Annotated in this window: 12 protein-coding genes; 7 read left to right on the top strand and 5 right to left on the bottom strand. The window is 70.3% G+C overall.

Features of this window, described 5'->3' with window-relative positions; all coding sequences use genetic code 11:
- Nucleotides 1–38 precede the first annotated feature (38 nt).
- The gene (locus tag WMF29_RS05375; protein ID WP_437327799.1) at nt 39–434 is read right to left on the bottom strand and encodes a PAS domain-containing protein; all 396 of its coding nucleotides are present in this window, start codon (nt 432–434) and stop codon (nt 39–41) included.
- A gap of 595 nt (nt 435–1,029) precedes the next feature.
- Here WMF29_RS05375 and WMF29_RS05380 point away from each other — a divergent pair.
- Entirely contained in the window at nt 1,030–2,649 is a 1,620-nt protein-coding gene (locus WMF29_RS05380) for an aspartate:alanine exchanger family transporter (RefSeq protein ID WP_437327800.1), read from the top strand.
- Between the two features lie 70 nt (nt 2,650–2,719).
- On the opposite strand, the gene WMF29_RS05385 is transcribed toward WMF29_RS05380, so the two are convergent.
- A complete protein-coding gene (locus tag WMF29_RS05385; protein WP_437327801.1) occupies nt 2,720–4,006 on the bottom strand; it encodes an MFS transporter in 1,287 nt (428 codons plus the stop codon).
- 313 nt (nt 4,007–4,319) lie between these two features.
- Nucleotides 4,320–4,790 carry an N-acetyltransferase family protein gene (locus tag WMF29_RS05390; RefSeq protein WP_437327802.1) on the bottom strand — a complete coding sequence of 157 codons (471 nt, stop codon included), beginning with the start codon at nt 4,788–4,790 and terminating at the stop codon, nt 4,320–4,322.
- Between the two features lie 66 nt (nt 4,791–4,856).
- On the opposite strand from WMF29_RS05390, the gene WMF29_RS05395 reads away from it, so the two are divergent.
- Together WMF29_RS05395 and WMF29_RS05400 are read left to right on the top strand one after the other, a co-directional pair.
- Nucleotides 4,857–5,546: a YqiA/YcfP family alpha/beta fold hydrolase gene (locus tag WMF29_RS05395; protein ID WP_437327803.1), complete on the top strand. Its 690-nt coding sequence runs from the start codon at nt 4,857–4,859 to the stop codon at nt 5,544–5,546.
- A 337-nt stretch (nt 5,547–5,883) separates the two neighbouring features.
- Nucleotides 5,884–6,678 carry an alpha/beta fold hydrolase gene (locus WMF29_RS05400; protein ID WP_437327804.1) on the top strand — a complete coding sequence of 265 codons (795 nt, stop codon included), beginning with the start codon at nt 5,884–5,886 and terminating at the stop codon, nt 6,676–6,678.
- A 25-nt stretch (nt 6,679–6,703) separates the two neighbouring features.
- Here the strand turns inward: WMF29_RS05400 and WMF29_RS05405 are convergent, their stop codons facing one another.
- A complete protein-coding gene (locus tag WMF29_RS05405) occupies nt 6,704–8,503 on the bottom strand; it encodes a serine/threonine protein kinase (RefSeq protein WP_437327805.1) in 1,800 nt (599 codons plus the stop codon).
- Between the two features lie 241 nt (nt 8,504–8,744).
- Here WMF29_RS05405 and WMF29_RS05410 point away from each other — a divergent pair, with 241 nt between their 5' ends.
- A complete protein-coding gene (locus WMF29_RS05410; RefSeq protein WP_437327806.1) occupies nt 8,745–9,503 on the top strand; it encodes a type IV pili methyl-accepting chemotaxis transducer N-terminal domain-containing protein in 759 nt (252 codons plus the stop codon).
- A 157-nt stretch (nt 9,504–9,660) separates the two neighbouring features.
- Entirely contained in the window at nt 9,661–9,798 is a 138-nt protein-coding gene (locus WMF29_RS05415; protein WP_437327807.1) for a hypothetical protein, read from the top strand.
- A 310-nt stretch (nt 9,799–10,108) separates the two neighbouring features.
- Here the strand turns inward: WMF29_RS05415 and WMF29_RS05420 are convergent, their stop codons facing one another.
- Nucleotides 10,109–10,705, bottom strand: a complete 597-nt coding sequence (locus WMF29_RS05420; protein ID WP_437327808.1) for a hypothetical protein — start codon at nt 10,703–10,705, stop codon at nt 10,109–10,111.
- A gap of 176 nt (nt 10,706–10,881) precedes the next feature.
- On the opposite strand from WMF29_RS05420, the gene WMF29_RS05425 reads away from it, so the two are divergent.
- On the top strand, nt 10,882–12,333 hold the full coding sequence (locus tag WMF29_RS05425; RefSeq protein ID WP_437327809.1) for a protein kinase domain-containing protein: 1,452 nt from the start codon (nt 10,882–10,884) through the stop codon (nt 12,331–12,333).
- A gap of 65 nt (nt 12,334–12,398) precedes the next feature.
- Nucleotides 12,399–13,493, top strand: coding sequence for a PEGA domain-containing protein (locus WMF29_RS05430; protein WP_437327810.1), 1,095 nt, complete (start codon nt 12,399–12,401; stop codon nt 13,491–13,493).
- Nucleotides 13,494–13,540: the final 47 nt, after the last annotated feature.

Consider the following 13,540-nt stretch of genomic DNA (forward strand, 5'->3'; position numbering starts at 1 on the left):
GCCGGCCGGCGGCGCGACGCCGGCTCGGTCCACGCCGGTCAACCGCGGATGAACACCCAGACCGCATCGTCCTGCTGTCGCGCGCCCGCCCTGTAGAACAGCGAGACGTCGACGTGCCGTGTCTTGTGAGGGAAGTGGAACACGAAGCCGAAGGTGGCCTTGAGCTCGCGCCGCTCGACCCCGTCCAGGAAGCGCCCGTGGAACTTCTTCACCCGGCTGCAGGGGGCGATGTCGGTGAAGAAGTTTTTCCCGATGACGTCCTGACGATTCCGGCGCGCCTGACGTTCCTCGTAGAGGTTGTAGGAGAGCACCGTGCCTTCGCGATCCAGCCGGATGATCCCGAAGGGCTGCGCGTCCAGGCCGCGTTCATCCAGGTTGAACACCCCGATATCGAACTCGAACTCACCGCTTGAGGACTGCTCCTCCGAATCCATCCGAAAACCTCCCGACGTGCGCTGCCCCCGACAGACGCTCGCCAGGGTAGGGGACGCCGAGGAGCGCGGCAATCCGGCGCGACCTCATCGTGGCGTCGGGCAGGGGAGGGGGGCCGCCCGGGGTCGAGCGGCCCTGCCCGCGCGCTCGCCGCGATCTCGCCTCGCGCGCGGCGCGGCGCGGTGCAGGCGTGCCCGCGTGGACCTCGGCTCGCCGTCCTTCGCGCCGGTAGGACCAAGGGGGTCGCGGCGGCGTCGGTGGAGCGGGCGTTCCTGGGCGATCGCGCGCGCTGCGTGGGTCGAATGAACCGGCGCGGATTCTGCGCGCTCAGCGCAGCAAAAGCACCGCGCGCGCGAGCGCGGGGGAGGCGACGCGGGGGATCGCCTCTCCGGTACGCGTGATGCATCTGGTTGGAGCGTGACGTCTCGAATGTCTAGCCTGGCGGCATTGAATTCTTGAGTACTGGTCTGTGTCGAGTCAGGTCGCAGAGGGAGTTCGATCGACGCGTTCTCCGATCTGATGCGCATCTCGCGCGGCGCGGCGGCGGAGGAGGAGGTCCGTCTGCATGAGGAGCTGTTCGACATGTAGAGGAACACCATGACCGGCCTGTACGAGCTTCTTGCGAGAGAAGAGCTGCTCCTGCTCTTCGCCGTCATCCTGCTCGGGCTGACGCTTGGGCGGCTGGAATATCGCGGCTTGCGGCTCGGGACGGCCGGCGTCCTGTTCGCGGGTTTGGGGCTCAGCGCCTGGCTGCACCCTCTGGGAGAGCTGGAGCTGGCGCCGCAGATCAAGGAGCTCGGCCTGCTGCTGTTCGTGTACTGTGTCGGCCTCACCAGCGGTCCCGGCTTCTTCGCCGCGTGGCGCAGCCGCGGTCTGGGGATGAACCTGGCGTGCGCCGCGGCGCTCGCCTGGGGGGCGCTGCTCGCGTGTGTCGCAGGCTGGCTCTTCGGGTTGAACCGCGCGCAGATCGCCGGCCTGTTCTGCGGGGCCCTGACCAATACACCGGCGCTCGGCGCCGTCAGCAGCCGGCTCTCCGGCACCGCGCTCGAGGCGATCCCCGCGCTCGCCTACTCGCTGACCTACCCGGCGGGCGTGCTGGGGGCGCTCTTGCTCGGACGTGGCTTCGCGAAGCGGCGCCGCAAGGAGCTCGCCGGCGAGGTCGCGCGGCAAGCCGCGTCGCGCGTCGCGATCGAGTCGAGGAGCGTCGAGGTCACGAACCCCCGCGTGCTGGGACATTCGATCGGGGAGCTGCGCGTGCGCGACGAGTTCGGCGTCGTTGTCTCCCGCCTTCGGCGTGGTGAGGTCGACTCGGTCCCGAACAAGTATACGGTGCTTCACGCGGGTGACGTGATCACGGTGGTCGGCACCCTGTCGTCGATTCGATCCGCCATCGAGTTCTTCGGGAGGGTCTCGAGCGAGCGTCTGGAGCTGCGCCGCGACAGGGTCGACATGCGTCGGGTGCTGGTCTCGAAGCGCGAGCTCGTCGGGCTCACGCTGGGGGAGCTCGACCTCGCGCGTCGCTTCAACGCCCAGGTGACGCGCCTGCGCCGGGCCGACCTCGACTTGATCCCCTCCGACGAGCTCCGCCTGGAGCTGGGGGACCGCCTTCGCGTCGTGGCGCCCGTCGAGCGCCTGGGCGAGCTCAGCAGTTTCCTCGGCGACTCGGAGCGCGAGATCGATGTCGACTACGTCGCGCTGGCGGTGGGCCTCTGCGTCGGCCTGCTGTTGGCGCGGGTGCCCATCCCTCTCTTCGGGACGTCCGTTACGCTGGGGACCGCCGGAGGGCCGCTCGTGGCCGCGCTGATCTTCGGTCGCCTGGGGCGGACCGGCAAGCTGATGTGGGCGCTGCCTTACGAGGCGAACCTGAGCTTGCGAGAGATCGGCCTGCTCCTGTTCTTGGCAGGGGTCGGCGTGAACGCGGGGGGCAAGCTCGCGGGGTTGATGAACCGGGAGGGCCTGGCCATCATCGCGATCGGCGCCTGCGTCACCGTGACGACCGGCGCGCTGGCGTTGGTCCTGATGCGGCGCTGGGGCGGGGCGGGCGTCGTGGCGGCGCTCGGAGGCGCGAGCGGCCTGCAGACCCAGCCGGCGACGCTGGCGGCGGCCTTCGAGCTGTCCCAGCGCTCCGAGGAGACGTACGTCGCGTACGCGCTCGTGTATCCGCTGGCGATGATCGGCAAGATCCTCATTGCGCAGCTGCTCGCCGTGTTGGCCTGAGGCCGTCCCTCGACGACGAGCAGCGCGGCTCCCGAGGACGGCGTCGCGCGGCGAGGCGCCGGGCAGCTCCTCACGTCGTCGCGGCGGCCTCGGCCGTGCCTCCGCCGTCCGCGCTCTCCTCGGGATCTCGCTTCGCGTGCGGGAAGCGGTCCATGCGGCTGAGCACGGGGAAGCCGAGGGCCCACAGCGCGGCGACCACGAGGGTGGCGCTGCCGCCGAGGAGGATGGCGGGGAGCAGGCCGAGCCAGCTGGCGGTGAGGCCGGACTCGAACTCGCCGAGCTCGTTGGAGGCGCCGATGAACACCGCGTTGACGGCGCTCACCCGCCCTCGGATGGAGTCCGGCGTCTCGAACTGCACGAGGATGTGACGGATATAGACGCTCACCATGTCGCCGGCGCCGACGAGGAACAGGGCGATGAGCGCGACGGTGAAGCTCCGGGTCTGCCCGAGGCCGATGGTGGCGAGCCCGAACACGGCGACGCCGCCGAACATCCAGCGGCCCACCTGGCGCGTGATCGGCCGGAAGGCGAGCACGCCGGCGGTGATCGCGGCGCCCGCGGCCGGCGCCGTGCGGAGCAGGCCGAGGCCGGTCGGGCCGGCGTGGAGCACGTCGTGAGCGTACGCGGGCAGGAGCGCCACCGCGCCGCCGAACAGCACCGCGAACAGGTCGAGCGAGATCGCGCCGAGCACCGCCGGCTTCGACCAGACGAAGCGCAGCCCCTCCAGCACCGCGCTCCACGACGTCGGCTCGGCGCGCCTCGCCTGCTGGGCCGCGCGCACGAGGCTCATGAGCGCGAGAGAGACGAGGAGCAGCGCCCCGACGATCGAGTACACGACCTTCGACCCGGCGAGGTAGAGGAGCCCGCCGAGCGTCGGCCCGACGATGACCGCGACATGGAAGCTCGATGAGCTGAGCGCGACCGCCTTGCTGAAGCTGTCCTGCGGCACCAGGTTCATCAGGATCGCCTGCTGCGCCGGCATCATGAAGGCGCGCGCGCTGCCGAACAGCACGAGCACCGCGAACACGGGCCACACCACGGTCAGGCCGGACACCGTGAACGCGAGCAGCAAGAGCGAGCAGAGCAGCTCCACGGCGAGGCCGACCGTGATGATGCGGCGCCGGTCGAACCGATCCGCCGCCTGGCCGGCGAAGAGGATCAGCGCGAAGAAGGGCGCGAACTGGGCGAGGCCGATGAGGCCCAGATCGAAGACATCGCCGGTCAGCGCGTAGACCTGCCAGCCGATCGCGACGCTCTGCATCTGCACCGCGACCGCGGAGAGCAGCCTCGCCGCGAGGTAGAACGCGAAGCTCCGGTGGCGCAGCACGCCGAGCCCGGTGAGGTTGTTGGAAGACATCTCGGCGCCTGCGGCGGCCCCAGAGGGGCGATGTGGACTCTCGCTCATGTACGATGAGCACTAGGGCATGTCGCGACCGAGTCCAGGAGTCGCGCCGCCGTTGCCAGCACACCCGGCGTGTGCGACGGGCGATTCGCCTCGCCATGAACCGCAACATCCGTACCAAGGTCCCCGCGCGCGCGGCGGCCGCCGGAGCGGGGCGCGCCAGGCGCTATCAGGCCGCGGCGCGCGGAGGGATCGCGGTCGCTGCTGCTCCAGCAGCAGCCGGTGGTGCTCCGCTGCGCCGCCGCGAGCAACGCAGGCAGCGAGCGCGTCAGCCCTGCGCGAGCCGGGCGAGCGCCTCGCCGGTGACGCGGTGGACGGTCCACTCGTCCATGGGCTTGGCGCCGAGCTTCCGGTAAAAGCCGAGCGCCGGCTCGTTCCAGTCGAGCACGGACCACTCGAAGCGCCCGCAGCCGCGGTCCACCGCGAGCTTCGCGAGGTGCACGAGCAAGGCCTTGCCGTGGCCCGCTCCGCGGTGCTCGGGGAGCACGAAGAGGTCCTCGAGGTAGATCCCGGGCTTGCCGAGGAAGGTCGAGAAGCTCTGGAAGAAGAGCGCGAATCCCACCGGGATCCCCTCCGCTTCGGCCAGGACGACCTCGGCTGCCGGCCTCGGGCCGAAGAGGTGCGCTTCGAGCTCGCTCTCCTCGAAGGTGACCTCGTGCGCGAGCCGCTCGTACTCGGCGAGCATCCGGATGAGGCGGGCGATGGTGGGGATGTCGGCGGCGGTCGCGGGGCGGATCATGGCGTCTCTCCGGCGCGTCATACCGCATCGTCGCGCAGCGGTGGAGGGAGTAGGCTCCCCGCCTGCATGACCATGAAGACGCCGCCCTCCGCCGCCGGCCCGCGCTGGCTCTACCTGCACGGCTTCGCCTCGGGCCCGAGCTCGACCAAGGGCGTCCGGATCGCCGCGCACTTCGAGCAGCGCGGGGTCGCCGTCGAGCGGCTCAACCTGCGGATACCCTCGCTCGAGCAGCTGCGCCTCAGCGCGATGATCGACGCCGTGAAGCAGGCGCTCGGCGGAGAGCGCGAGCGGGCCGTGGTGATGGGCTCGAGCCTCGGTGGCCTCACCGCGTGCCGCGTCGCCGAGGAGGACGCGCGGGTGTGCGCGCTGGTGCTGCTCGCGCCGGCGTTCCGGATCATGGAGCGATGGCGGCAGCGGCTCGGCGAGGAGGGCTTTCGGGCGTGGGAGGAGCAGGGGTGGCTCGAGGTCGACGATTACGCCGAGAAGCGGCGAGCCCGGGTGGACTTCGGCTTCGCCGTCGACGCGGCCGAGGTCGATGACCGCTCGGAGGGCTGGCCGGACGTGCGGGTACCGACGCTGATCGTCCACGGCCGGAGCGATGACGTGGTGGACATCGAGCTCTCGCGGACGTTCGCCGCAGGGAAGCGGCATGTCCGGCTCATCGAGGTGGACGACGGCCACGAGCTCGTCGCCTCGATCCCGCGCATCCTCCGCGAGGCAGACGAGTTCCTGCGCCACTTCCTCGTTGGCTGTTGAGGTATTCCCTCGAATTCTTCGGAAAATTCACAGGGAGGCGGGGAGGCGGGGAGGGAAAGTTTCAAAATCCTCCCTGTCTCCCCGCCTCCCTGTTCAAATTCTCCGCTGAAAAGGGCTGCAAGATGAAGGGATTCAGCGGCGACTGACGAACACCCGCTGCTGCCAGGACCGCGGACGCTGAGCGTTTGTTCAGCGCGGTACGCTCGTCGGCCGTCCCCTCACCAGCCGACTGACATTCTATGCGAGAAGGGCACAGCTATCAAGAGCGAAGAGCGTCGCTTACAGATCGCGTGTGATCGGCCGCGGACTGGCCGCGGTCGAGCGATCGGAGGAGCGAATGGCGACAGCGACGGCCACCGGGCGCACCGCGCCCGTCAACGACATCGAGATGCACTACGAGCTTCGCGGCGAAGGGCCGCCGCTCGTGCTGCTCCATGGCTTCACCGGGGCGAGCGGCGACTGGGCTCACGTGTTCGACCTCGCGGAGCTCGGGTGTGGACACACGGTCATCGTCCCCGATCTGCGCGGCCACGGCCGCTCGACCAACCCGGCGGGCTCCCTGACCATCCGTCAGTGCGCCTCCGACGTCTTCGCCCTCCTCGACCACCTGGGGGTGAAGGCGTTCCGGGCCATCGGCCTCAGCTTCGGCGCCAAGTGCCTCCTGCACCTGGCCACGCAGCAGCCGGACCGCATGGAGTCGATGGTCCTCGTGTCCGCGACACCGTACTTCCCCGAGCAGGCCAGGGAGATCATGCGCCTCGTCTCCGACGAGGGCCGCTCGGAGGAGGAATGGCGGGACATGAGGAGCCGCCACGCGCTCGGCGACGCGCAGATCCGAGCGCTGTGGAACCAGCCGCGCCGCTTCGCGGCCAGCCACGACGACATGAGCTTCACGCCCCCCCACCTGTCGACCATCACGGCGCGCACGATGATCGTGAGCGGCGACCGCGATCCCCTCTACCCAGCCGAGATCGCCCTGGAGATGTACCGCGCCATCCCGCGCTCCTGCCTGTGCATCCTGCCGAACGGCGGACACGGCCCCATCTTCGGGGAGTGGAAGGAGCCGTTCGCCCGCGCGGCGCTGGCGTTCCTGCGCGGTGATCCGGGCGAGCAGGCCGTGATCCAGGCCTGACGAGGGAGACGCGCGCCGCGCGGCGTCACTGCGCGCCCTCGGCGCGCTCCTCCGCCGGTGACTGCGCGCCGAGCTTCGGCAGCCGGACGCTCAGCGTCTTCATCTCCCCTGGCTCCACGTTGACCATCAGCGTCTTGGACGCATGCCCAGGGGCGGACAGCACGAGACGGTGTCCCTCACCCACCGTGAGCCCCTCGATCCTCGTGCGATTGCCCTTCCAGAGCTTCCCGTCGATGAAGACGCTGGCCGGCGGATCCACCCAGAGCACCACCGTCGCCGTGAGCCTGTCCAGATCGGCCACGATCTCCTTGAAGCGCACCTCATCGCTCAGCTTCACGGCCGTGCGGTACGGCTTGTATCCGTCTTTGGTGAGCTTGATGTGGAGCTCACGCCCGAGCGGAAGCTCGCGGAGCTTGGCCGGCGTGGCGACGGGGTGAGGCTCGCCGTTCACCCAGATGGCGCAGCCCTCGGGCTTGCTCGTGATCTCCAGCGAGCCCTTCGCCTCGACCGGCGCGGGCGGCTCCTGACGGCTCGCCTGGGCGTCGTGGACCATCGTCATGAACTCGGCGTGCCGCTCCGAGAGCTGGCCCTGCATGTAGAGGAACCCAGGCACGAGCGCGAGCGCGCTGGCGGCCGGGATGAGCGCCGCAACACCTCCCTTGCCCGCGAGCGGCGGCGGGCTGCTCAAGGTCGTCGGGCTCGTGCTCGTCGGGACGCCGCTCTGCGAGACGGTCGCGCCGCCGCTCATCTCCAGCGACCAGCGCTGCTGCTGCGCCGCGATCACGTCGATGAGCTGCCTGACGCCGAGGAGCGCCTCCTTGTGGCGAGCGAGCTTGTCCCGGAAGAGCGACTCCATCCATGCCGTGAGGCCCATCGGCGAGACGGGGATGCGCTCGTCGCGGATGAGCTCCTCGATCGCCGCGTGCATCTCGCGGGCAGACTGGTAGCGATCCTCGCGCCGCTTCTCGAGCGCGCGCAGGACGATCTTCTCCAGCCCCTTCGGGTAGCCGGGCTTGATCGCGCTCGGGAGGGGATACTCCGACCCGTGGATCTGGAGGAGCGTCCGCATCTGGGTACCGCCCTTGAACAGCCGTTTGCCCGTCGTCATCTCGAACAGGACCACGCCGGCGGCGAAGATGTCCGCGCGATGGTCGATGCGATCCCCCGCCACGTGCTCCGGGGCCATGTAGGCGAACTTGCCCATCAGCACGTTCTCTTTCTGCTCTTCGACGTCGCCGAGCCCGCTCCGCGCGATGCCGAAGTCGACGATCTTCACGTCGCCCGTGTAGCTCACGACCACGTTGCGCGGCGAGATGTCCCTGTGGACGATGCCAAGCGGCGTGCCGTCGAGGCCGCGCTTGTCGTGGATGTACGCGAGCCCCGCGCAGACGCCGAGGATGACGCTGAGCGCGTGCTCGAGCGGGATCCCCCCCGGGTCGCGCTCCGCCGCCTCGCGCACGATCGAGCCGACGTCCTCACCGTGGATGTGCTCCATCGCGATGAAATACGTCCTGTCCACCTGCCCGGCGTCGAACGTCTGGACGACGTTGGGATGCGAGAGCGTCGCCGCGACGCGCGCCTCGTGGAGCAGCATGTCGATCAACGACGGATCCTGGTTCATCGAGGGCAGGATGCGCTTGATCACGACGAGCTTCTCGAAGCCGAAGGACGAGCGATGCAGCGCGAGGAAGATCTCCGCCATGCCCCCCGACGAGAGCTTCGACAGGAGCGTGTATTTGCCGAACTGTTTCGGCAAGAGCTCAGGTGCGTTTCCGGCCGTGCTCGGCGGCGCGCCGCCCGCGGCCGACGCGGTACGCTCTTGCATGAGACATTCTCCTGGTTCCATGGACGCCACTGTAAGGCCAGCGCAAAGGGGCCTCGCGAGGAGCGCTCTCGTGCGAGTCTTACCATGGAGCGGTCATGAGATCTCAGCTTTTTTGAATGCGTCCGCCTGAAATGGCGGAGCGCGGAGCGGCGCGCGCAAAGCAATCTCCGGAAACATGAGCGATACATGTTCGTTCCGGCGCTCGGCTAATGTCTCCCTCCTCGCCCATGGAGGGAGAACAATGGCGCAGGTTTCCTCCGAGCTCCTGGCACCGACCCGCCGGTTGACGCGCCTGTACGTCAGCGCGCTCGGCGCCGTGGCGCTCTTGTCGGTCGTGGCGCAGCTCCTCGTGCAGCACGCGTTGAACCAGCAGACGAGCGACGCGCACATCGTCAACGTGGCCGGACGCCAGCGAATGCTCAGCCAGCGGCTCAGCAAGGCCGCGCTGACGTTCCAGGTGACGACCGACCCCGCCGAGCGCAAGGGCCGCGCCGACGAGCTGGCGCAGGCGATGGCGCTCTGGGAGCGGTCGCATCGCGCTCTCCAGCACGGCGATCCCGGGATGGGATTGCCGGGGAAGAACACGCCGGAGGTGACCCGCATGTTCCAGGCGATAGAGCCATTGCACCAGAGCATGCTCCGGGACGCGAAGGATCTCCTCGCCGCGGTCGGCGCCGGCGGTGAAAAGCCGGTGGAGGTGGCCGCCATCCAGCCGATCGTCTCCGCGATCCTCGCGGCGGAGCCGGGCTTCCTGATCGGGATGGACCGGGTCGTCTCCCAGTATGCCCAGGAGGCGACGGCGCGGATCGAGCGGCTCCGGCTCGTCGAGCTGATCCTGCTGTGTGTGACCCTGGGGGTCCTCTTTCTCGAGGGGCTCTATATCTTCCGCCCGGCGGTGCGCGAGATCCGAAGGACGATCAGCCACCTCATCCAGGCCAGGGGGCACCTCGACAACACGGTCCAGGCGCTCCGGGCGATCGCTGGTATCGGGCACCCGTGATGCACGTCGGCGCTCCGTGACCGCCTGTCCGACCTGCGCCGCCGCCGGGTGGCGTTCAGCGGGTGGAGGCGGCGGTCGCAGCCAGCCGCAGCCGCCGTCGAAGTCGAGGGGCGGCGTGGGCTCCGTGGACGACTGCGATTCACGACAGGCATCCTCGATGTTCTGTCGCAACGTCAACATCAGGTTGTTGTCGTCCTGGATGTCCGTGTCCGGGTACTTCCCGAGCCACGCCGCGATCGGCGCCTTCATCATCTCGATGACCCCGAGCGAGCGCCGGCAGTCGCCCGCCTGGTAGAAGTCGAGCGCGCCGCGCAGCGCCACCCGTTGCTCAAAATTGAGCACTACCCGTTTTTTGACCAGCGCCCAGGTCGCGATCTCTCCAGGATCCTGTTTGGGAGGCGATGCCCAGGTCAGGATTTGGGCGCTCCTGTAAAATTACGCCAGACTCACTGTCGCGACGTCCGTTCTGACGTTCCACGAGCGCCGGCCGCGGAGGCGACCTATCGAGACGGAGCGCTCAAGCTTGCTCGCGCGCCCCTCCAGTGGCACCGGCAGCCCGAGCAGCCCGTCCAATCGCCGTAAATTCTTCCTCCGGGGGCGCGGCACTACAGCGCGGCGCACCGGGGCGCGACGTAGCGGCCATTCGGGTCGTCGTCGACGAAAATGGTGCCCACGTCGGAGAGCTCGAAGGTGACCGAGGTCGGGTCGATCGCCGTGATGGTGAGCCTGCCGAATCCCGTGTTGCCGCCGCCGCTGACGGCCCCCGTGCTGCTGCAGTCCGCGCGAGAGGACGTCCCGAAGATCGTGAGATCTCCGCTCGCCGTGTCCACCTCGCCCACGGCGAGCATCGACTCGGGCATGCGGAGCTCCAGATCCCACCAGTCGCTGCAGGGCTCGTACGTGGGGTTCGCGTCGGGATCGCTGCAGGACAGGGCCAGGGTGGCGATTCGGAGGGTCACGGTCGAGTCGCCGAAGACGATCGCGCTCACCCGGCGCCCACCGCCGCCCGAGGTCGTCGGCGACGGCGCGACCGAGCTCGTCGTCGAGACCGGGCCATCCGGGTCGTCCGGGCTGCCCTGGCCGCCGGTGCTGCCCTGGCCGCTCGTGCTGCCCGCGCCGCCGGCCCCGCCTCCTCCGCCGTCCATGACCACCGCGCCGCCGCACGCGCTTTGGACGAGCAGCGCGAGCGAGCCTACCGCCACTGAGATGCATCGAGGTGAGCGCTTCATCGTCGTATCGTATCGCCCTCCGGCCGGCGATCGCAGACGAGGGCAAGCCTCCGTCGATGGACCGGCCGGGGCGCACCTGTGCTACCATCGACCACAGCAGGCTCGGATGGCAGCACGCCCCGTGGCCGGGCGTGAAGCGCGGAGCTCTCATGAAGCCACCTGTCGTCGAAGGAGACGTGATCGCCGGCAAGTACCGGGTCGATCGCGTCGTGGGCCGAGGCGGCATGGGCATCGTGGTCGCCGCCAGCCACCTGTTCCTTCCGCAGCGTGTCGCGATCAAGCTCCTTCTCAGCGCGGAGAGCCCTGCGCTCGTGCAGCGGTTTCTCCGCGAGGCGCGCGCTGTGGTTCGCCTCAAGGGCGAGCACGTCGTGCGGGTGTTCGACGTCGGCGAGCTCGGCTCGGGCATCCCGTACATCGTGATGGAGTATCTGGAGGGCGAAGATCTCTCCGATGTGCTCCGCGCCCGCGGCACGCTCAGCGTCGTGGACGCGGCCGACTACGTCCTCCAGGCCTGCCTGGCGATGGCCGAGGCGCACGCCGCGGGCATCGTGCACCGCGATCTCAAGCCGGCGAACCTCTTCCTCACGACGACGCCCGGCGGAGCGACGCTCATCAAGGTCCTCGACTTCGGGGTCTCGAAGGAGGTGCCGGGCAGCACCGAGGGCGTCGGCGGGTCGTTGACGCAGACGCGGGAGATGCTCGGCTCGCCCATCTACATGTCCCCGGAGCAGATGCGGTCGTCGCGCTCGGTCGACGCCCGCTCCGACGTGTGGGCGCTCGGCGCGCTCCTCTACCGCCTCCTGGTAGGGCAGCCGCCGTTCGATGCCCCGGCGCTCGCCGAGCTCGTGCTGCAGGTCGCGAGCGCCGAGCCCATCCCGCCCACCGCGCTCAGGAGCGACATCCCACCGGCGCTCGAGGCCGCGATCCTCCACTGCCTCCAGAAGGATCCGGCCCGGCGGCCGCAGACCGTGGCCGATCTGGCGCGCGCGCTGGTCCCCTTCGCGCCGGCGGGCGGGCACGAGCGCGCGGAGCGCGCCGCGCGGATCCTCGGGGCAGGGACGCAATCGCTGCCGCCGACGACCGGTTCCGTGCCGGCGCCGCGGGCCGTGCCGGCCAGCGGCCCTCCGAGCGCCCCGTCCGGCACGATGGCGAGCCTCCTGCCCACGACGCGCGGGCTCACGCGAACGCCCGCGCAGCCTGGGTCGCGCAGGGTCCTCGGGGTGGCGCTCGGGGCGGTCGTGATCGCCGTGCTCGCGCTCGCCCTCTGGGGCGCGGTGGCGTTGCCCGGCAGAGCACCGGAGGCGACGGCGCTGCAGGCGGCGGCGGCCTCTCGGGACGAACCGGTGTCGGGGCGCGCGCGGCAGGACACCGGGGCGCGGGGCGCGGACCCGCTGATCGCGCCGGAGCCGCCGGCGGTCCGTGACGCCTTGCCGCCGCAGCAGCCGTCTGTCTCCCCGGTCGTCGCGCCGGCCACCGATGCGGCGCCCTCCGGGGCGGCGCTTCAGGGCCGGCGCGCGCCCCCGGCGACGAGCGCGTCGGCAACGCCGAAGGCGCCGTCGGCGCCCGGAGGGACGAATCCCTTGGAACGACCTATCCAATGAGACAGGAACCTCCCGCGTCCGACGGGCGCCATCTCGCATTCCAGCCGGATGCAGGCGAGGCGCCGGTGCGTTTGCGCCGCCCGGCGATGGGGCTCGCGCCAGCGGTCGCCATCGTGGTGTTGACCACGGCCGGCGGCGCGGCCGCGCAGCCACCCCAGCCCGCGCCGGCGGAGGCTCCTGCGCCGACTGCCCCCGCGCCGACCGCCCCCGCGCCGACCGCCCCCGCGCCGACCGCTCCCGCGCCGACCGCCCCCGCGCCGAGCGAGGCCCCTGCTGCCCCCGTCGCCGAGCGGCTGAGCGGTGAGGCAAGGGCCGATTACGAGTCCGGCAAGGCGCTCTTTCGCAACGGCGACTTCGCCGACGCCTTCCTCGAGTTCCAGAGCGCGTACGAGAGCTCGAAGGACGCGCGCCTCCTCTGGAACATGATCGCCTGCACGTCGAAGATGCACCGGTACAGCCAGCTCCTTGCGCTGGTGGAGCGGTTGAAGCAGGAGGACCGCGGCGTCCTGCTCCCGGAGGACTGGGCGACGATCGCCGAGGTCGAGCGGAACGCTCGCGCCCTCGTCGGTCACCTGGACATCGCCGTGAGCGAGCGGGACGCTGAGGTGACGATCGACGGCCAGCCGATCGGGAAGACGCCGCTCCCGGGCAAGGTGATCGTCGACGCCGGCACGAGACGAATCCGTGTCTTCAAGCCGGGGTTCAAGGAGCATCTCCGCGTGGAGAGCGTGGCCCCTGGCGCCCAGCTGGCGCTCGACGTCCGGCTGGCGCGGCCGATGAACGGCGGCAGGCTCTCCATCCTTGCCTCTCCGGGCGATCGCCTTGCGCTCGACGGGGAGTTCCTGGGCGAAGGGCAGTGGGAGGGCATCGTGCCGAGCGGCCGCCACGTGGTGAGGGTGACGGCGCCGGGGAAGGTGCCCTACCAAGCCCGGATCCTGATTCAGGACGAGGCGCTGAGCAGCGTCAGCGTCGGTCTGGTGCCGGCCGAGAAGCACGGCGGGACGCCCCCGTGGGTATGGATCGCAGGCGCTGGGGCGGTCGTCGCGGCGGTCCTGTCGGCCGGCCTCCTCCTCGCGCACGATCCCGATCCCGCGCAGGTGGGTGCGGGCCAGGGAGCCCTCAGCGAGGGCCGCCCGACCGGATTCGGTGGCCGGTTTTGAGCGCGCCGCCCTGGTTGACGGCGGCGATCGCAAACGAACCTGCACCT

This window comes from Sorangium sp. So ce381, from assembly GCF_051473845.1.
Taxonomy (GTDB): domain Bacteria; phylum Myxococcota_A; class Polyangia; order Polyangiales; family Polyangiaceae; genus Sorangium; species Sorangium atrum.